At 72.5% G+C, this 17,308-nt stretch carries 18 protein-coding genes; 8 read left to right on the forward strand and 10 right to left on the reverse strand.

Annotated features, from left to right (window positions below; all coding sequences use genetic code 11):
- Positions 1–92: 92 nt before the first annotated feature.
- Together ACQ86L_RS06630 and ACQ86L_RS06635 are read right to left on the reverse strand one after the other, a co-directional pair.
- Positions 93–881 (reverse strand): C40 family peptidase, encoded by a 789-nt coding sequence (locus ACQ86L_RS06630; RefSeq protein WP_434318192.1) that lies wholly within the window; start codon positions 879–881, stop codon positions 93–95.
- Between the two features lie 363 nt (positions 882–1,244).
- Positions 1,245–1,934 carry a metal-dependent transcriptional regulator gene (locus tag ACQ86L_RS06635; protein ID WP_345834280.1) on the reverse strand — a complete coding sequence of 230 codons (690 nt, stop codon included), beginning with the start codon at positions 1,932–1,934 and terminating at the stop codon, positions 1,245–1,247.
- A gap of 136 nt (positions 1,935–2,070) precedes the next feature.
- Between ACQ86L_RS06635 and serC the strand changes: the two genes are divergently transcribed.
- On the forward strand, positions 2,071–3,186 hold the full coding sequence (gene serC, locus ACQ86L_RS06640) for a phosphoserine transaminase (RefSeq protein ID WP_434318193.1): 1,116 nt from the start codon (positions 2,071–2,073) through the stop codon (positions 3,184–3,186).
- 38 nt (positions 3,187–3,224) lie between these two features.
- Positions 3,225–3,470, forward strand: a complete 246-nt coding sequence (locus ACQ86L_RS06645) for a DUF2530 domain-containing protein (RefSeq protein WP_434318194.1) — start codon at positions 3,225–3,227, stop codon at positions 3,468–3,470.
- Here the strand turns inward: ACQ86L_RS06645 and ACQ86L_RS06650 are convergent.
- Both ACQ86L_RS06650 and ACQ86L_RS06655 read right to left on the reverse strand, forming a co-directional pair.
- Positions 3,414–4,313 carry a DUF3027 domain-containing protein gene (locus ACQ86L_RS06650; protein ID WP_434318195.1) on the reverse strand — a complete coding sequence of 300 codons (900 nt, stop codon included), beginning with the start codon at positions 4,311–4,313 and terminating at the stop codon, positions 3,414–3,416. The genes ACQ86L_RS06645 and ACQ86L_RS06650 overlap by 57 nt on opposite strands.
- Positions 4,306–4,686: a cold-shock protein gene (locus ACQ86L_RS06655; RefSeq protein ID WP_185276707.1), complete on the reverse strand. Its 381-nt coding sequence runs from the start codon at positions 4,684–4,686 to the stop codon at positions 4,306–4,308. Before ACQ86L_RS06655 ends, ACQ86L_RS06650 begins: the two co-directional genes overlap by 8 nt.
- Positions 4,687–4,742: 56 nt before the next feature.
- Between ACQ86L_RS06655 and ACQ86L_RS06660 the strand changes: the two genes are divergently transcribed.
- The 4 genes from ACQ86L_RS06660 to ACQ86L_RS06675 are packed head-to-tail and all read left to right on the forward strand — an operon-like array spanning position 4,743 to position 8,564.
- On the forward strand, positions 4,743–5,030 hold the full coding sequence (locus ACQ86L_RS06660) for a hypothetical protein (protein ID WP_434318196.1): 288 nt from the start codon (positions 4,743–4,745) through the stop codon (positions 5,028–5,030).
- Positions 5,031–5,052: 22 nt separating this feature from the next.
- Positions 5,053–5,274, forward strand: a complete 222-nt coding sequence (locus ACQ86L_RS06665; RefSeq protein WP_434318197.1) for a hypothetical protein — start codon at positions 5,053–5,055, stop codon at positions 5,272–5,274.
- The gene (locus ACQ86L_RS06670) at positions 5,247–6,914 is read left to right on the forward strand and encodes a helicase-associated domain-containing protein (RefSeq protein WP_434318198.1); all 1,668 of its coding nucleotides are present in this window, start codon (positions 5,247–5,249) and stop codon (positions 6,912–6,914) included. The genes ACQ86L_RS06665 and ACQ86L_RS06670 overlap by 28 nt, the downstream gene beginning before the upstream one ends.
- A gap of 6 nt (positions 6,915–6,920) precedes the next feature.
- Complete coding sequence (locus tag ACQ86L_RS06675) at positions 6,921–8,564, forward strand: DNA repair helicase XPB (protein WP_434318199.1); 1,644 nt, start codon at positions 6,921–6,923, stop codon at positions 8,562–8,564.
- A gap of 81 nt (positions 8,565–8,645) precedes the next feature.
- On the opposite strand, the gene ACQ86L_RS06680 is transcribed toward ACQ86L_RS06675, so the two are convergent.
- The 4 genes from ACQ86L_RS06680 to ACQ86L_RS06695 are packed head-to-tail and all read right to left on the reverse strand — an operon-like array spanning position 8,646 to position 12,393.
- The gene (locus ACQ86L_RS06680) at positions 8,646–9,518 is read right to left on the reverse strand and encodes an aminoglycoside phosphotransferase family protein (RefSeq protein WP_434318200.1); all 873 of its coding nucleotides are present in this window, start codon (positions 9,516–9,518) and stop codon (positions 8,646–8,648) included.
- The gene (locus ACQ86L_RS06685; protein WP_434318201.1) at positions 9,515–10,270 is read right to left on the reverse strand and encodes a pyrimidine reductase family protein; all 756 of its coding nucleotides are present in this window, start codon (positions 10,268–10,270) and stop codon (positions 9,515–9,517) included. Before ACQ86L_RS06685 ends, ACQ86L_RS06680 begins: the two co-directional genes overlap by 4 nt.
- Complete coding sequence (gene folP / locus ACQ86L_RS06690; RefSeq protein ID WP_434318854.1) at positions 10,263–11,159, reverse strand: dihydropteroate synthase; 897 nt, start codon at positions 11,157–11,159, stop codon at positions 10,263–10,265. Before folP ends, ACQ86L_RS06685 begins: the two co-directional genes overlap by 8 nt.
- Before the next feature lie 13 nt (positions 11,160–11,172).
- Positions 11,173–12,393: an NAD(P)/FAD-dependent oxidoreductase gene (locus ACQ86L_RS06695; RefSeq protein WP_434318202.1), complete on the reverse strand. Its 1,221-nt coding sequence runs from the start codon at positions 12,391–12,393 to the stop codon at positions 11,173–11,175.
- Positions 12,394–12,515: 122 nt separating this feature from the next.
- Between ACQ86L_RS06695 and ACQ86L_RS06700 the strand changes: the two genes are divergently transcribed.
- Positions 12,516–13,208 (forward strand): response regulator transcription factor, encoded by a 693-nt coding sequence (locus ACQ86L_RS06700; RefSeq protein ID WP_179605211.1) that lies wholly within the window; start codon positions 12,516–12,518, stop codon positions 13,206–13,208.
- Positions 13,209–13,258: 50 nt separating this feature from the next.
- Positions 13,259–14,965: an ATP-binding protein gene (locus ACQ86L_RS06705; RefSeq protein ID WP_434318203.1), complete on the forward strand. Its 1,707-nt coding sequence runs from the start codon at positions 13,259–13,261 to the stop codon at positions 14,963–14,965.
- A gap of 48 nt (positions 14,966–15,013) precedes the next feature.
- Here the strand turns inward: ACQ86L_RS06705 and ACQ86L_RS06710 are convergent, their stop codons facing one another.
- On the reverse strand, positions 15,014–16,111 hold the full coding sequence (locus ACQ86L_RS06710; protein WP_434318204.1) for a hypothetical protein: 1,098 nt from the start codon (positions 16,109–16,111) through the stop codon (positions 15,014–15,016).
- A 78-nt stretch (positions 16,112–16,189) separates the two neighbouring features.
- A complete protein-coding gene (locus ACQ86L_RS06715) occupies positions 16,190–17,299 on the reverse strand; it encodes a hypothetical protein (protein ID WP_434318205.1) in 1,110 nt (369 codons plus the stop codon).
- Positions 17,300–17,308: the final 9 nt, after the last annotated feature.

The raw sequence follows: 17,308 nt of genomic DNA on the forward strand, positions 1-17,308 counted from the left end.
GGGCATCAGAGTAACGCAGAAATGGCGCGCCACCTATTCGTGGCGCGCCATCGCTGGTGCATGACCCGCAGAGTTCACCGCGGGTTCGGCTGTCAGATACCGAGCCGGACGACGTAGTAGTCGCTGGTCCAGATCGGGCGGATGGAGATCGAGCGGCCCGAGTCCGGGGCGTCCATGATGTTGCCGTTGCCGGCGTAGAAGCCGATGTGGCCGGGCATCACGATCAGGTCGCCGGGCTGGGCGTCGTTGATCGAGATCTTGGTGCCGCGGGCGGCCTCCCCCGACACCGAGTGCGGGAGCGAGATGCCGAACTGGGCGTAGACGTACATGACGTAGCCCGAGCAGTCGAAGCCGTTCGGGCTGGCGCCGCCGTAGACGTACGGGGTGCCGATGTACTGCTTCGCCACCGAGAACACCTGCGCGAGGCTGAAGCTCGGGTACGGCGGGTTGGCCAGGAAGTCGGAGACGGACGGCCCGGAGTAGCTGGCGTAGTTCGCGAGCGAGACCGCGGCGCGCTGGCGGGCGGCCTCGGCGGCTGCGGTAGCGGCGGCTGCGGCCTTCTGCGAGTCGAGCTGCTGCTGGCTGGTCGCGATGGCGGCGTCGCGGCTGACGGTGGAGGCGGTGACGCCCTGGCCGACGGCGACGGACTGCGCCTGCGCCTTCTTCATGCTGTCGGCGGCGCTGGGGCCGAAGCTCGCGGAGTCCGCGCCGTTCGGGTTGAACGCGAAGGCGGGGAGCGACATGGTCGCGATGATGCCGGTCGCCACGGTCATGACGCCGACGTTGAGGATCCAGCCGCCCTTGCGCTTCGCTGCGGGCTTGCCGGAGTCCTTCGCGGCCGGGGCGGGCGCCTTCGTGACGGCCTTGGGGGCCGCTGCCACGGGCGCCTTCGCCGTGCGGAGCGACCGCCTGGAGACGAGGTGGGACCCGGGAGCGGACGTCGCCGACGTCGGTGAAGCAGTGGTTTCCGGGTCCTGAGGGGTCCGATCCTGGGCAGGATCGGGCGTACCAGAGTGTGCCAAAGTGCAACCTCCTGCGCTCCAGCAGCACTAGGGAGCTGCTCCCGTCCGATGCGATCGGCATTCGGTTCACCGGCCTGGGAGACGGGCTTCAGGGGGTTGGAGCGTCCCGGTCGGGGTCCTATTGGGCCGGCTTCTGGCCCGTTCGAACTCGTTAGAGACTACGGGACCACCCGGCGTTTGTCACTTCGTTTCGCGCACTTTTTAACGAAACGGTAACGGAGCTCAGGCGTCGACGAAGATGTGCGCCGCCAGTTCGTTCGGGAGTTCGAGGCCGGCCTCGAAGCCCTCGATCTGCACGGTGACGTACGAGCCGGCCGCAGCGAAAGTGCCGGTCGAGCCGGGAAACACCCCGGCCTGCTTGAGCTGGAGGAGCAGCTCGGGATCCACCTGCGCCGGTTCGCCCAGCCGGCGGATCCTGGCAGTCACCTCCGAATCGGGGCCTCGGACGGCGTCCACGAGGTTCACCAGGTTCTCGGTGGAGGCGGCGTCGGGCGCGCCCAGCTCGGCGAGCCCGGGGATGGGGTTGCCGTACGGTGACTCCGTCGGGTGGCCGAGCATGGTGATGAGCTTGCGCTCGACCTGCTCGCTCATGACGTGCTCCCAGCGGCACGCCTCCTCGTGGACGTACTCCCACTCCAGCTCGATCACGTCGCTGAGCAGGCGCTCGGCGAGGCGGTGCTTGCGCATGACGTGCACGGCCTTGCGGCGGCCGTCGTCGGTGAGCTCCAGGTGGCGGTCGCCGGAGACGACGACGAGCCCGTCGCGCTCCATCCGGCCCACGGTCTGCGAGACGGTCGGGCCCGAATGGCCGAGACGCTCGGAGATGCGCGCGCGCAGCGGGACGATGTTGTCCTCCTCCAGCTCCAGGATGGTGCGAAGGTACATCTCTGTCGTGTCGATCAGGTCGGTCATGAACCCCTCCGTGCAGGCCGCGCGATTCTGCGGATACGAGCCTACTTGCTGCAGGTGACGCCGAGGTGACGGCACCCCGGCGTCCGCCGCCGTCACAGACCCGTCCGACCCGTTCAACAGCCAATACACTTCAGTTATGCCGGACGTGACCATTCCCACCGACCTCCTGCCCGCCGACGGACGATTCGGCTGCGGCCCGTCCAAGGTCCGCCCGGAGCAGGTCGCCTACCTGGCCGGCCCCGGCGCGGAGCTGCTCGGCACCTCCCACCGCCAGGCGCCCGTGAAGGACCTGGTCGGCCGCGTGCGCTCCGGGCTCGGCGAGCTGTTCCGCCTCCCGGACGGCTACGAGGTCGTCCTCGGCAACGGCGGATCCAGCGCGTTCTGGGACGCCGCGGCGTTCTCGCTCATCGAGGAGCGCAGCCAGAACCTGGTCTTCGGCGAGTTCGGCGGCAAGTTCGCCAAGGCGGCGACGACCCCGTGGCTGCAGGCGCCGCACGTGATCGAGGCTCCTGCCGGCTCCCGGGCGGAGGCGGAGGCCGTCGAAGGCGTCGACGTCTACGCGTGGACGCACAACGAGACGTCGACGGGCGTGATGGCGCCGGTGAAGCGCGTGCTCGGCGACGACGGCGCGCTGACCGTGATCGACGCGACCAGCGCGGCGGGCGGCGCCGACTTCGACGTCACGGAGACGGACGTCTACTACTTCGCGCCGCAGAAGAACTTCGCGTCGGACGGCGGCCTCTGGCTCGCGCTGTTCTCCCCCGCCGCCATCGAGCGGGTCGAGCGGATCGCCGCCAGCGGCCGCTACATCCCGGAGTTCCTCAGCATCAAGAACGCGATCGACAACTCGCGCCTCAACCAGACGCTGAACACCCCGGCGGTCGCGACGCTCGCACTGCTGGAGAACCAGCTCCAGTGGATGAACGGCAACGGCGGCCTCGCCTGGGCCGACGCCCGCACGAAGGAGTCGTCCAGCGCGCTCTACACGTGGGCGGAGGGCGTCGAGTACGCGACCCCGTTCGTCGCCGACCCGGCGCACCGCTCGCAGGTGGTCGTCACGATCGACTTCGACGACCGGATCGACGCGGCGGCGGTCGCCAAGACGCTCCGCGCGAACGGCGTCGTGGACACCGAGCCGTACCGCAAGCTGGGCCGCAACCAGCTCCGCGTCGCGACGTTCACGGCCATCGAGCCGGACGACGTGCGCGCGCTGATCGGCTGCGTCGAGTACGTGGTCGAGCGGCTGGGCTGAGCCGGACGCAGTACCGAGGAAGAAGGGACGGACCGATCGTGCGACTGTGGCTGCGCGACGACGAGCGCCGTCCCGACCCGGTGCCCGTGCCGACGGACGACCGCCGGGCGGTGCTCGTCGGCATCGGGCTCTGGGTGCTCGCGCTGATCCCGACGCTCGTCTTCGCCGGACCGATCACGGAGGCAGGGGGCGGGTGGTGGATCTGGACGGTGGTCGTCGGGATCGCGCTAGGCCTGCTCGGGTTCGCCTACCTCAGCGTCACCCGCGCCCGCAGGCGCCGGTGAGTCGCTGACGGGTTCGGTCTCGTCCTCGTCGTCTTCGGCGTCGTCGGATTCGGCGCTGTCGTCGGCGAGCGCCGCGGCCTCCTCCGTCGCGAGGTCGAGCTCCGTGTCGACGTCGGTGTCCTCGTCGAAGGCCACATCGACCGAGTCGATGTCGACCCCGTCGAGGTCGTCGTCGGCGTGGAGGTCGTGGACGTCGCGGTCGTCGTCCGCGTCCTCGTCGGCGTCGGACTCGTCGTCGTACTCGTCCTCGTCCTCGTAGTCGTCGGCGTCGTCCTCCGCCTGGGCGTCGTCGCCCTCGGCTCCCGCCGCCTCGGCTTCGGCGGCCAGCGCCTCCTGGGCGGCCTGGTACTCGGCGAGACGCTCCGACCACGGCACCCAGTCGGGCGCGAGGAGGGCGTTCTCGCCGGGCATCAGCTCGGCCTCCAGCACGGTCGGCTCGGTGTCGCCGTCGGCCCGGCCGACCGTGACGGTCCAGTGCCAGCCCGGGTAGCCGGCGAGCACCGCGGCGAACAGGAGCGAGACTGCGCCCGTGGGCTCCACGATGTGTCCGATGGGCTCGCCGATCGTGCTCTCCGGGGTGATCTCGGCGAGGCCGGCCCGGGCGAGCGGGAGCGCGGACAGGAGGTCGGCGACCTCGGCCTCGCTCAGCTCGACGACCGTCGGCTCGGGGACCTCCGCGTCGGACTCGGCCGGCTCGGACCCGGCCGGCTCGGCGTCGACCGGCTCGGCGTCGGTCGGCTCGACGGCGACCTCATCCTCGCCCGTCGTCGGCTCCTGCGTCGTCGGCTCCTCGGTGCTCTGGTCCTCGGTGCTCCGGTCCTCTGCGCTCCGGTCGTCAGGCATCCAGGTCGTCCGCAACCCGGCGCAGCACCGCCGCGATCTTGGCGCCGTGCGCCTTGTCGGGGTACTTGCCGCGGCGCAGGTTGGCGCCGATGCCGTCGAGCAGCTTCACGAGGTCCTCGACGATGATCGCCATGTCGTCGGCCGACTTGCGCTTCATCTTGACCAGGCTCGGAGGGGCCTCCAGCACGCGCACCGACAGGGCCTGCGCGCCGCGCTTGCCGTCGGCGATGCCGAACTCGAGCCGCGACCCCGCCTTCACGACGGCGCCGGCGGGCAGCGCCGAGGCGTGCAGGAAGACCTCCTGGCCGTCATCGGTGGCGATGAAGCCGAAGCCCTTCTCCTCGTCGTAGAACTTGACCTTGCCGGTTGGCATGGGAACCTCACTTCACATGGGGGATCGAATGACCAACCTCAATTATCCTTGATTTCGTGACCCAGCAGACCCCACCGCCCGCATCGCGGCTCCAGCGCGTCCTCTCCTACATCGTGGCAGCGCTCGTCGTCGTGTCGCTGGTGTGCATCGCGGCCATCCTCGTGGGGTCCGCCCTGGGCGGGATGCCGCAGCAGGGATCGGGCCAGGGACTGTGGCCGGCGGTCTTCCTCTTCCCCCTGATCGCGCTGCCGATCGCGTTCGTCCTGCTGATCACGCTCATCATCGTCACCGGCCGCCAGCGCAGCCGTGCAGCGAAGGCCTCCGGGCCCAAGGACCGACGCTGACCTCCCGCTCCGGACCGCCGCGATGACGACGACGCTCGCTCTGGCGGCGCGACTCCGCGCGCTTCCGGACGACAAGCTCACCTCGCTGCTGCGGGCGCGTCCGGTGCGCCGCGCGGGTGTCTCCGACTTCTTCGACCTGGCCGAGGCGCTGCTCGACCCGGAGTCCGTGCAGCGAGCGCTCGCCCCCTCGACCGGCCGCGGCTGGCCACCCTCGCGGTGCTCGGCGAGGTGGACGGCGCCCTGACCGTCGAGGGGATCGCCACCCGGCTCGGCCGGCATCCCGCGACGGCCGGCACGACGACGGAGGCCGTCCGGGTCGCCGTCGACGCGCTCACGGCTCTCGCCCTCCTGCACCCCACGGACGACGGCGCCGCCGCCTACGACGCCGTCACCGCGCGGCTCGCCGCCTGGCCTGCGCTCGGCCTCCCCCGGCCGGCGGCGCTGCTCGACACCGCCCCTCCCGCCGTCCCCGAGCCGCTCACGCCCGCCCAGCTGGCCGCGTCCGACCGGCTCGCCGCCGAGCGCGCGTTCGAGGCGGTCGCCGGCGTCTCCGAGCTGCTGACCGAGCTCGGCCGGGAGGGTGCGCGAGAGCTCCAGAAGGGCGGCCTCGCCCTGCCTGCCGCCAAGCGCCTCGCGGATGCCCTGGCGGTCGACGCCGCCGCCGTCCCCGTCGCGCTCTCCGTCGCCGCGCGCGCCGGGCTGGCCGCCGTCGCGGACGGGCTCTGGCTGCCGACCGCCGAGGTCGCCGCCTGGCAGCACGCCACGACGGCGGACCGCTGGAGGGACCTCTCCGGAGCGTGGCTCGACGGCCTCCCCGGCGACGTCCGCGCGCTGCTCACGGCGCGCAGCCGGATGCCGTGGGGCGAGTCCCTGCGCGCCCACCTCGCCTGGCTTCACCCGGCGGCGGTCGCCGAGACCGAGCAGCGCGTCGACCAGTACGTCCGGGAGGCCGAGTGGCTGGGCGTCACCGCCGGCCGGTCGCCGTCCGGCGCGGGAGCCCTGCTCCTGGAGGCCGGCCCCGCGGCGGCGACCGCCGCGATGGTCGCGCACTTCCCCGCCGAGGTGTCCCAGGTCTACCTGCAGCACGACCTGACCGTCATCTCGCCCGGGCCGCTCGCGCCCGACGTTGAGGCGCGGCTGCGCACGATGGCGGACCTGGAGAGCAGGGCGCTGGCGTCCACCTTCCGGTTCTCGGCGGCCTCCATCGACCGCGCGGTGACCGCGGGCGAGACGGCCGCCAGCATCCACGACTTCCTCGCAGCGGTCTCGCTCACCGGGGTGCCGCAGCCGCTGGACTACCTGATCGCCGACGCCGTCGAGCGCCACGGCCGGGTGCGGGTGCGCGACGCCGCGTCGGGTACGGAGGGCAAGGCGGAGGTGCGGTCCGAGGACGCCACGCTGCTCGGCACGATCGCGGTCGACCAGTCGCTGTCGTCGCTTCGGCTGCTGCGGGCCGACGAGCGGACGCTGGTCAGCCGGTTCCCGCGCGACGTCGTGTACTGGGCCCTCAGCGACGCGCGCTACCCGGTGGTCGCCGAGGACGCCTCCGGCACGCTGGTGACCCCGCCGCGCAGGAGGATCGCGGAGCGGACGGCGGTCGCGGCGACGCGCGATCCGGCGGCCGAGCTCGTCGCCCGGCTGCGCTCGGCGGACGCCGCCGAGGAGGACACCGGTGAGCAGTGGCTCGCCCGCCAGCTCGACCAGGCGGTCCGAGCGCGGCAGACCGTGGTCGTGCAGGTCGCGATGCCGGACGGCCGGCTGGTCGACTACCTCCTGGAGCCGACCGGGATCGGCGGAGGACGCCTGCGCGGGCGCGACCGGGCCGCCGACATCGAGCGGACCCTGCCGCTCTCCAGCGTCAAGGGGCTGCGCAGCGTAGACTGAGCGGTCATGTCCGATGGCCCCCTGATCGTCCAGAGCGACCGCACCGTCCTCCTCGAAGTCGCGCATCCCGCGGCCGAGGACGCCCGGCACGACCTCGCCGTCTTCGCCGAGCTGGAGCGCGCGCCCGAGCACATCCACACCTACCGCATCACGCGGCTCGGCCTGTGGAACGCCCGCGCCGCCGGGCACACCGCCGAGGACATGCTCGGGACGCTGGAGAAGTACTCCAAGTTCCCGATCCCGCAGACGGTGACCGTGGACGTCTCCGAGACCGTCGCCCGCTACGGCCGGCTGGTCATCGAGCGCGACGACGAGGGCGCCCTGGTGCTGCGCTCCTCCGACCGGGCCGTGCTGCTGGAGGTCGCGACCGCCAAGCGCATCGCCCCGCTGCTGCTGGAGCGCCGCGACGAGACGACGTTCGCCGTCGAGGCCTGGGCGCGCGGCCAGCTCAAGCAGGAGCTGGTCAAGCTGGGCTGGCCGGCGGAGGACCTGGCCGGTTACACCCCGGGCACCCCGCACCCGATCGACCTGGACGAGAGCGACTGGGCGCTGCGCGACTACCAGCGCAAGGCCGTCAGCAACTTCTTCGACGGCGGCTCGGGAGTCGTCGTGCTCCCCTGCGGCGCGGGCAAGACCCTGGTCGGCGCCGGCGCGATGGCCACCGCCAAGACCACCACGCTCATCCTCGTGACCAACACCGTGTCGGCGCGGCAGTGGCGGGACGAGCTGATCAAGCGCACCTCCCTCACCGCGGAGGAGATCGGCGAGTACTCGGGCCAGGTCAAGGAGGTCAAGCCGGTCACGATCGCGACCTACCAGATCCTCACCGCCAAGCGGAAAGGCGAGTACGCCCACCTGGCGCTGCTCGACGCCCTGGACTGGGGCCTGGTCGTCTACGACGAGGTGCACCTTCTCCCCGCGCCGGTGTTCAAGCTGACGGCCGAGCTGCAGGCGCGCCGCCGCCTGGGCCTGACCGCGACGTTGGTGCGCGAGGACGGCCGGGAGGGCGACGTGTTCAGCCTGATCGGCCCGAAGCGCTTCGACGCGCCGTGGAAGGAGATCGAGTCGCAAGGCTTCATCTCCCCCGCCGCATGCTTCGAGGTGCGGATCGACCTGCCGGCGTCCGACCGGCTGAGCTACGCCGCGGCGGCGGACGACGAGCGCTACCGCCTCGCGGCGACGGCCCCGGCGAAGCTGGACGTGGTCCGGCAGCTCGTCGACAGGCACGCCGGCGAGCGCATCCTCGTGATCGGGCAGTACCTCGACCAGATCGACGAGCTGGCTGAGGCGCTCGGCGCGCCGCAGCTGACGGGCGCGACGCCCGTGGACGAGCGCGAGCGGCTGTACCAGGAGTTCCGCGAGGGGACGACGCCGGTGCTCGTGGTCAGCAAGGTCGCGAACTTCTCGGTCGACCTCCCGGAGGCGACGGTCGCCATCCAGGTCTCCGGCTCGTACGGGTCGCGCCAGGAGGAGGCGCAGCGCCTCGGCCGGCTACTGCGCCCGAAGCAGTCGGGGCTGTCGGCGAACTTCTACACGCTCGTCTCGCGGGACACCGTGGACCAGGACTTCGCGCAGAACCGGCAGCGGTTCCTCGCGGAGCAGGGCTACTCGTACACGATCCTCGACGCGCACGCCCTCGCGGCGGCCTAACGTCGCCGAGGGGCACGTAAACGCCCCTAAAAGCGCGTTTTAGGGGCGTTTACGTGCCCTTCGGCGGGTGGGAGGGGGCGATCAGACCCCGGGGTCGGCCGCGAGGCGGGCGAGGGTGCGGCGGGAGGGGGCATCGTCGGGGGTGTCGCGCACGGTGATGAGCGCCTTCCAGAGCGCCCAGGCGCGCGCCCGCTGCTCGGTCGCCGTGTCCAGGCCGATCGCGTCGAGGAAGGCGCGCCGGGCGTCGCCGTCGAACATCGTCCAGGCCGGGACGAGGTCGCAGGCCGGGTCGCCGACCCCGGAGGTGCCGAAGTCGATGACGGCGGAGATCCGCCCGTTCCGGACCAGGAGGTTACCGGGGGCCACGTCGCCGTGCAGCCACACGCCCGGCCGCTCCCACTCCGACGCCTCGGCGGCGTCCCAGATCCGTCGCGCCAGCCGCGGGTCCAGGTCCGGTGCGCCGGCGGACATCGCAGCGAGCGCCTCCTCCCGGTAGGCCCCAGGCGGGGCGCCGCGGTGGAAGTTGTGGCTCCCCGCCGCCGGGCCGCCGGTCGGGTCCACACTCCGGAGCGCCGTGAGGAAGGCGCCGAGCTCGGCCGCCAGCGCGACCGCGTCCACGTCGTCCGCCAGTCCGAGCGGCGTGCCCGGCAGCCACCGGTAGATCGACCAGGCGAACGGATAGCCGTCGGCCGGCGCCCCCTGCGCGACCGGCTGCGGGATCGGGAGCGGAAGCAGCGGCGCGAGGCGCGGCAGCCACTCGCGCTCCTTCGCGACCTGCTCGACGTAGCCGCGCGCGCTGGGGAGGCGAACGCTGAGCTCCTCGCCGAGCCGGAACGTGCGGTTGTCCCAGCCGCTCAGCTCCACGTCCCGCACCGGCAGCGAGCGGTAGGCCGGGAACTGGGCGTCGACCAGCCGCCGGACCAGCGCCGCGTCCACGTGCACGCGATCGGTCACGCGCGCTTCACGTACCGCAGCAGCAGCGTGTCGCCCGACCGCAGCACGTGGGCGAGCCGCATCCGCGCCGGGAGGATGGGCGACGCGCCGGCCGAGATGCGGGAGGCGACCCCGGCCTCCAGCGACGCGGCGACGGTCAGGCATAGCTCGTCCACGACCCCGGCCGCGATGAGGTCGCCGAACAGGTGCGGTCCGCCCTCGCAGTGGATGCGACTCAGCCCGCGCTCGACCAGCCCCTTCACCAGCAGGGCGGGCTCGACGCGCTCCTCGCCGCAGACCACGACGTCGGCCGCCTCGGTGAGCGCCTCCCGGGTGTCGCGCCGGGCGAGCTCCGTCGTGACGACGATCGGCCGCTCCGGCGCGTCCCGGAAGATCGGGCTCGCCGGGTCGAGGTCGAGGCTCGCGGAGACGATCGCGAAGACCGGGTGCGCGGTCATCCCGGCGTCGCGGCGCGCCCGCTGGGAGACCTCGTCCACGCGCATCGGGCCGTAGCCCTCGGCGCGCACGGTGCCCGCGCCGACCAGCACCACGTCGCAGAGCCGGCGCAGGATGTCGAACACCCGGTGGTCGGCGTCGTCCGAGAGCCCGCCGGAGAGGCCCTGCCGGGTGGCGGCGCCGTCGATGCTGGACACGAAGTTCACGCGCAGCCACGGGTTCCCCGCGCCCTCGGAGTACAGCTCCGCGATGCGCTGGTCGCCGATCCCCTCCTCCGCCGGGAGCGGGGAGATCCGGTCGATCGCGACCTCACTCATTGACGTCCCCCCGGTTGTGCTTCAGGTAGGCCGGCTCGCGCAGTCCCAGGATGGCCTCCGTCATCCGCGCCGCGGCCACCGACCCCGCGACGTCGTGCATCCGGATGATGCGCGCTCCGTTGACGATCGCGACGACCGCGGCGGCGATCGAGCCGTCCCGGCGCTCCGAGCGCGGGGCGTCGAGCGTCTCGCCGATGAAGTCCTTGTTCGAGACCGCGGCAAGGGTGGGATAGCCGAGGTCCGCGATCTCGGAGAGCCGGCGGGTGAGCTCCAGCGAGTGCAGCGTGTTCTTGTTGAGGTCGTGCCCCGGGTCGAGGATGATGCGCTCCTCCGGGACCCCGGCCGCGGCCGCGCGGTCGATGCGCTCCAGGAGGAAATCCGCGACCTCCCGCGCGATGTCTCCGTACGCCGGCCGCGCGTAGACGGTGCGCGGCGCTGCGAGGCTGTGGGTGAGCACGAGGGTCGCCTCGCTGTCCGCGACGACGCGCGCGAGGTCGGGATCGCTGAGCCCGGTGGTGTCGTTGACGACCGTCGCGCCGGCCGCGATCGCCCTGGCCGCCACCGACGCGTGGAAGGTGTCGACCGAGATCACGACGTCCGACCCGGCGCGCAGCTCCGCGACGACGGGCACGACCCGGTCGGCCTCCTCGTCGGGCGGGATCGCCGCGCCCGGCGCGAACGGAGCGCCGCCGATGTCCACCCAGTCGGCCCCGGCCGCGACGGCGTCGAAGGAGGCGGCGACCGCGGCGTCGAGTGCGAACGTGCGGCCCTGGTCGAAGAAGGAGTCCGGCGTGCGGTTCACCACGGCCATCACGGCGACGCGGCGGGAGAAGTCGAAGGTGCGCGCGCCGATGGTGCGCACGGGGACGCGGAGCGGGGGCAGGTACATCGCGGTGCGGGTCTCAGAGCTCTGCAAGGTCCACGCTCTCGTCGGTCAGCCGGCCGGGGTCGACGGCCTCCCGGCCGCGGATCAGGCGCTGGATGTGCTCCTGCACGTCCCACACGTTCACGTTCATCCCGGCGACCACGCGGTCCTCACGCAGCCAGAAGGCGATGAACTCGCGCGCCGCCACGTCGCCGCGGAAGACGACGCGCGCGCCGGAGGCCAGAGGTGCGTAGCCGGAGTACTCCATGCCCAGATCGTATTGGTCGGAGTAGAAGTACGGGATGTCGTCGTAGCTTGCGTCCTCCCCCGCGATGGCCTTCGCCGCGACGGTCCCGCCGGCGATGGCGTTGGCCCAGTGCTCGTTGCGGAGCCGCTGCCCGATCGCCGGCAGCAGCGGGTTCGCCACGTCCCCGACGGCGTACACGTCCTCCACCGCGGTGCGCATCGCCTCGTCGGTTGGGACGCCGTTGTCGAGCGCGACGCCGGACTGCTCGGCCACCTGCGTGTTCGGAGCGGCCCCGACGCCGGCGACCACCACGTCGGCCGGGATGCGCTCCCCTGTCGCCAGGACGACCACCTGCTCGTCGCCGCCCTCCACGGCGGACACCTGCGCCGCGTTGCGGAAGACCACGCCGTGGTCGCGGTGCAGCCGCTCGAACACCCCGCCGAGTTCCGGCCCGATCGCGGGAGCGAGCGGCACGTGCGCGCGACCGACCACCGTCACGTCGTTGCCGTAGCCGCGGGCCGCGGCGGCGACCTCCATGCCGATCCAGCCGGAGCCCACGACGACGACGCGCCGGGAGCCGACCTCCAGGGCCGCCCGGAGCCACTGCGAGTCCTCGATGGTTCTCAGAGAGAAGACGGCGCCGTGGCCGCTGCCGGGGACGCCGAGCGGGCGGGCGTGCGAACCGGTCGCCAGCACCAGGCTGTCGTAGGTGATCCGGGCGCCGCCGGCGACGAACAGCTCGTGCGCCACCGGGTCGAACGACCCGGCCGTGGTCCCCGGGAGGAACTCCACGTCGTTCTCCGCGTACCAGTCCGCGGGCTGCACGTACGCGTCGTCCAGGGCGGAGTCGCCCTTCAGGTACTCCTTGGAGAGCGGCGGGCGGATGTAGGGATGGTGCTCCTCCGCGCCGAGCAGCATGATGCGGCCCGCGAAGCCCCGGGAGCGCAGCTCGGCGGCGGTCGTCGCCCCGGCGAGACCGGCTCCGACGATGACCACAGTGGGATTGGACATAGTGCTCCGATCGCTGGTCTCCTCAGCATCCACTGTTCACACTGCCTGCGCCAGCCCCTTACACTCACCGCGCACCGTCTGCTCACAGGCAGAATTCAGCGGACGCGCAGATACTGTTTCGCATGAACGCAGGACCCCGCATTCTCATCGTCGACGACGAGCCGAACATCCGCGATCTCCTCACCACCAGCCTCCGTTTCGCCGGCTTCGCCGTGCGCGCGGTCGGCAACGGAGCCCAGGCGATCTCCGCGGTCCTCGAAGAGGAGCCAGACCTCATCATCCTCGACGTCATGCTCCCGGACATGAACGGGTTCGGCGTCACCAAGCGGCTCCGCGGCGCCGGCTACACCGCGCCCATCCTGTTCCTCACCGCCAAGGACGACACCGAGGACAAGATCACCGGCCTCACGGTCGGCGGCGACGACTACGTCACCAAGCCGTTCAGCCTCGACGAGATCGTCGCCCGCATCAAGGCCATCCTGCGCCGCACGATGCAGGCCGACGAGGACGCCGTCATCCGCGCCGGCGAGCTCACGATGGACCAGGACACCCACGAGGTCTACGTGGGCGACACCCCGATCGAGCTCAGCCCGACCGAGTTCAAGCTGCTGCGCTACCTGATGCTCAACCCCAACCGCGTGCTGTCGAAGGCGCAGATCCTCGACCACGTCTGGGAGTACGACTTCAATGGCGACGCGGGCATCGTGGAGTCGTACATCTCCTACCTGCGCCGCAAGGTGGACGCGCACTCCAGCGAGCCGCTCATCCAGACCAAGCGCGGCTTCGGGTACATGCTCAAGGCCGCGAAGGCGTGACCGGCGCTCACATCCTCGGCTCAGCACCGTCTGCATAGACTGGCGGCCTGATGCACTCACGCCTGCTCGACCGCTGGAACGCGATCTCCCTCCGGACCAAGATCACCGGGGTGACCGTGCTCATGCTGACGCTCGGGCTGCTGGTGACCGGCATCGGGACGATGTCGATGCTGAAGCCGGTGCTGATCGACCAGCTCGACGCACAGCTGTCGGCCGCGTCGGGGGCCACGTACGTCAACACGTACCTGTTCGGCTCGTCGTCGGACAAGGACAAGATCGCGACCGACTCCAGCCCGTCCGACTACTTCGCGGCGCTGTACGACGCCAGCGGCAACCTGGTGAAGACGAACTGGAGCAACATCCCGTTCGCCCACCGGCCGGCCATCCCCGAGAAGCTCAGCCTGACGGACGCCAAGGCCCTGGGGCCCGGCGGGGTCACCATCCTCAGCAACGACGGGCACACGGCCTACCGCGCGCTCGTGACGACGCAGACGTTCGCCCAGACCGGTGAGCTCGCGACCGCGATCGTCGCCACCACGACGAGCCAGATCGACACCGTGATGGCGAGCTTCCTCGCGATCTTCCTGGGCTTCGGCGTCATCGTCATCATCGTCGGCGCCGGCCTCACCCGGATGCTGGTGACGACGACGTTCTCCCCGCTACGGGAGGTCGAGCAGACGGCCGCAGCCATCGCCGACGGCGACTTCAGCCAGCGCCTCGGCGGCGCGACCCCGAACACCGAGGTCGGCCGGCTCAACCGCTCGCTCAACACGATGCTGAACCGCATCGACCGGGCCTTCAACGACCGCGCGCGCACGATCGACCAGATGCGCCGGTTCGTCGGCGACGCCTCCCACGAGCTCCGCACGCCACTGGTGTCGGTGCGCGGCTACGCCGAGCTGTACCGGATGGGCGCGCTGCAGACGCCGGAGGACGTCGCCCAGGCTATGGAGCGCATCGAGAAGGAGGCCATCCGCATGGGCCTCCTGGTCGAAGACCTCCTGGAGCTGGCGCGTCTCGACGAGACGAAGCCCCTCGACCTCCACCCGGTCGACCTCGTGCGCATCGCGCAGGACGCCGCGATGGACGCGATGGCCGGCGCCCCCGGCCGCCGGGTGACGGTGCTGACGCCCGCGCCGGTTCCGGCACCGGTGGAGAGCGACCCGGCCGAGCCCGGACTGGACACCGTGCCGATGGCCCTCCCGGACGACCTGTCCCGGCCGCCGGGCGCCACCGGCCCGATCGCCTTCGCCGGCTCGGCGCTGGCCCGGCTGCGCCGCAGCGGCCGCGGACGCCGGGGCAGCACGGGGCCGATCGCGGTCACGACCGCCGAGAAGGTCGTCCTCGCGGCTCCCCCGGCCGAGCCCGCGATCGTGATGGCGGAGGAGAACAAGCTCCGCCAGGTCGTCACCAACCTGATGGGCAACGCCCTCCGCTACACCCCGGAGGACAGCCCGATCGAGATCGCGGTGCAGGTCGACCACCGTGCCGACCGCGCGGTGCTCGAAGTGCGCGACCACGGAGACGGCATCCCGCCGCAGATCCGCGACAAGATCTTCCAGCGCTTCTGGCGCGCCGACACCTCCCGCGCGCGCGAGACCGGCGGCAGCGGCCTGGGCCTGGCGATCGTCTCCTCGATCGTGGCGGCGCACCACGGCACCGTGGAGGTCGTGGAGACCGACGGCGGCGGCGCGACCTTCCGGGTGTCGCTGCCGCTGGCGCCGGCCGGCGCTCTGCCGCTGCGGACGGGCGCCTGACGGCGCAGCCGCCTCAGCCGAGCAGGCCGCTCGCTTCCCGCGCTGCCGTCAGATCCTGCCGGCCAGCCAGGCCATCATCGCCACGGCGCCGTCGTCGTCCGGATCGACCGTACGGTATTGGAGCCACGTTCCGTCGATGAGCGCGTCGGCGGTCGTCAGCGGGGTGATGTCGAAGGTGCGGTGCCAGAGGAGCACCGGGATGGAGCGGCCCCCGACCGTGATCGTGCGAGTGGTCGCCGCGGGATCGGCCGCGCGGGCCGCTGTGGTGTGCGCCTCGAAGACGCTCGACGCACGCCGGAGCACGGACGTGTCGCTGAACCAGCCTCCCGAGCCGTCGGCGCTCGGCTGGAACTGGCAGAGGCCGGTCGCTCCGGCCCGGAGGACGGCCGCCTCGATCCGGAATGTCTCCTCCACGCCCATGTTCGTGATGGCGGGACGGCCGAAGGCCTGCTCCTGCTGCCGTCGCAGGTCCTCGGCGCCGCAGGCCGGCACGCGCCCGGTCGCCGCCGCGGGAGCGGAGGCCGCGGGAGCGGAGGCCGTCGGCAGCATCCGCTGGACGGCATCGTGGAACGACGCCTCGGTCGCACCCTGGGCGCTCACCGAGGACACCTCGACGGCGAGCCACGCCTCGCCGACCAGGACGCTGGTGTGACAGGACATCCCACCACCCTCGGAGACGACGCAGTCACCGCCGCGGGACTCACCGCCCGTGTAGGCGGCTCCCGGCGTTGCCGCCTGCGCGTAGTCGTCGGCGAGTGCCGCCCACGAGTCCGCTGCGTGCGGGAGCACCCGGACGGTCAGCCGGCTGTCGCCGTGCGTCCACAGGCATTCCGCGCCTCCGACGGCGATCAGTGCCAACGGCCCGCGCGCAGCGGCTCTGTCGAGGTCGACCAGCGCCGCGAGCCCCTGCTCCGAGGTCGAGCCGGATGCGGTCGCCTCCGGGCCGAGCAGACCGGCGAGGTCCGCCGGTGCGATCAGCCGATCGCAGTCGAGGGCCATCGACCCGGCGGGCGTGGGCGCGGGCGAGGTGATCGGGCGATCCTGCGATACCTCTCCGCGGGAGCCCGGCCCCGCGCACCCCGACAGCGCGGCCGTGACGGTCACGATCGCGGCGCACACGCACACGACGCGCTGAATGATGCCCACAGGCGTTCCCCCATACCGAACCGGCCTCAACCTGAGCGCCTTCACATGAAGATAGCATCCAACTCGGGCCGGCCCGCGTCAGAGCCGGCCGGCCACCCACTGCACGACCGAGGCCGCCTGGTCGTCGGAGCCCGTCACCGCGGCGAACTGGATCCAGGCGTCTCCGACGAGGGCGTCGATCACCGTCTCGGCAGGCGCCGACCCGGACGCGTCGGTGTGGCGGACGAGCGTGGCGAGCTCGGTGCTGCCGAGCTGGATCGTGCCGCCGCTGGCGTCCGGATCCCGGCTGACCACGAGGCCGTGATAGGTCGCGTACGCGGCGGACGCGCCGCGGAGGATGGAGACGGTGCCGATCAGGGTCGAGTCTCCCGAGGCCGCGCGGTACGCGCAGACCGCCACGCGCGGATCCCCGACGAGCGCGTTCGGTAGTCCGAAGGTCGGGGCGGGGGCGAGGACGGCGACCGAGGTCGGCCCGTAGACGCCGGCGACGGCCTTCAGCCAGGCGGCGTCGCCGCAGGGCAGCGGCTTCACCGGAGCGGGCGTGGTGGCGCGCGCGTCGATCGCGGCGGCGGTCGGAACGAAGGACTGGACGAGCGCGTGGAACGCCTTCTCGTCGATGGCCGAGGTGCTGCTCACGGCGTCGACCGCCAGCCAGGAGCCGCCGACCAGCACATTCGTGTGGCAGGTGCTCCCCGCCCCTGACGCCGCCCGGCCGCAGTCGCCGCCGCGGGACTCGCCGCCGTCGTAGTGCGCGCCCGTCGCCGCGGTCTGGGCGTACTGCTGGGCCTGCCACTGCCAGCTCGCCGTCGCGCGCGGCAGGAGCTGCACGGAGAGCAGGTGCACCGGCGCCGCAGTGGCCGCGGGAGACGCGGCGGGGTCGTCGCCCCAGCGGCACCAGCCGCCTCCCGCCGCCTGGGCGCCGAACGGCCCGCGTCCGGCCGGCGTCGCGAGCGCGTCCGCCGGGGTCGTCGCCAGCGGTGCGGCGGCGCCGAGCAGGGCTTCCACGGCCGGCGTCGCGGTGAAGGCGGCGCAGTCGAGCGGTGGCGCGACGTCGGCGGGCGCGGAGGTCGGGTGCGGGGTCGTCGGCGCTGCGCCGGGCAGACCGAGCGCCTGGCATCCCGAGAGGCAGAGCAGCGCGGCAGTCAGGCCGGCGACCGCCGCCGCCCGGGACCACCGTTTCGCCGCCATGCTCTGCCT

Origin of the sequence: Leifsonia sp. P73 (genome assembly GCF_051059105.1) — a bacterium.
Taxonomy (GTDB): domain Bacteria; phylum Actinomycetota; class Actinomycetes; order Actinomycetales; family Microbacteriaceae; genus Leifsonia.

Excerpts from the sequence above, each read along its gene's own strand:
- ACQ86L_RS06635 (WP_345834280.1), bottom strand. The coding sequence starts at position 1,934 with ATGACCGACCTGATCGACACGACAGAGATGTACCTTCGCACCATCCTG.
- serC (WP_434318193.1), top strand. The coding sequence starts at position 2,071 with ATGCCGGACGTGACCATTCCCACCGACCTCCTGCCCGCCGACGGACGA.
- ACQ86L_RS06650 (WP_434318195.1), bottom strand. The coding sequence starts at position 4,313 with ATGCCTGACGACCGGAGCGCAGAGGACCGGAGCACCGAGGACCAGAGC.
- ACQ86L_RS06655 (WP_185276707.1), bottom strand. The coding sequence starts at position 4,686 with ATGCCAACCGGCAAGGTCAAGTTCTACGACGAGGAGAAGGGCTTCGGC.
- ACQ86L_RS06665 (WP_434318197.1), top strand. The coding sequence starts at position 5,053 with ATGACGACGACGCTCGCTCTGGCGGCGCGACTCCGCGCGCTTCCGGAC.
- ACQ86L_RS06675 (WP_434318199.1), top strand. The coding sequence starts at position 6,921 with ATGTCCGATGGCCCCCTGATCGTCCAGAGCGACCGCACCGTCCTCCTC.
- ACQ86L_RS06685 (WP_434318201.1), bottom strand. The coding sequence starts at position 10,270 with ATGAGTGAGGTCGCGATCGACCGGATCTCCCCGCTCCCGGCGGAGGAG.
- folP (WP_434318854.1), bottom strand. The coding sequence starts at position 11,159 with ATGTACCTGCCCCCGCTCCGCGTCCCCGTGCGCACCATCGGCGCGCGC.
- ACQ86L_RS06695 (WP_434318202.1), bottom strand. The coding sequence starts at position 12,393 with ATGTCCAATCCCACTGTGGTCATCGTCGGAGCCGGTCTCGCCGGGGCG.
- ACQ86L_RS06700 (WP_179605211.1), top strand. The coding sequence starts at position 12,516 with ATGAACGCAGGACCCCGCATTCTCATCGTCGACGACGAGCCGAACATC.
- ACQ86L_RS06705 (WP_434318203.1), top strand. The coding sequence starts at position 13,259 with ATGCACTCACGCCTGCTCGACCGCTGGAACGCGATCTCCCTCCGGACC.
- ACQ86L_RS06715 (WP_434318205.1), bottom strand. The coding sequence starts at position 17,299 with ATGGCGGCGAAACGGTGGTCCCGGGCGGCGGCGGTCGCCGGCCTGACT.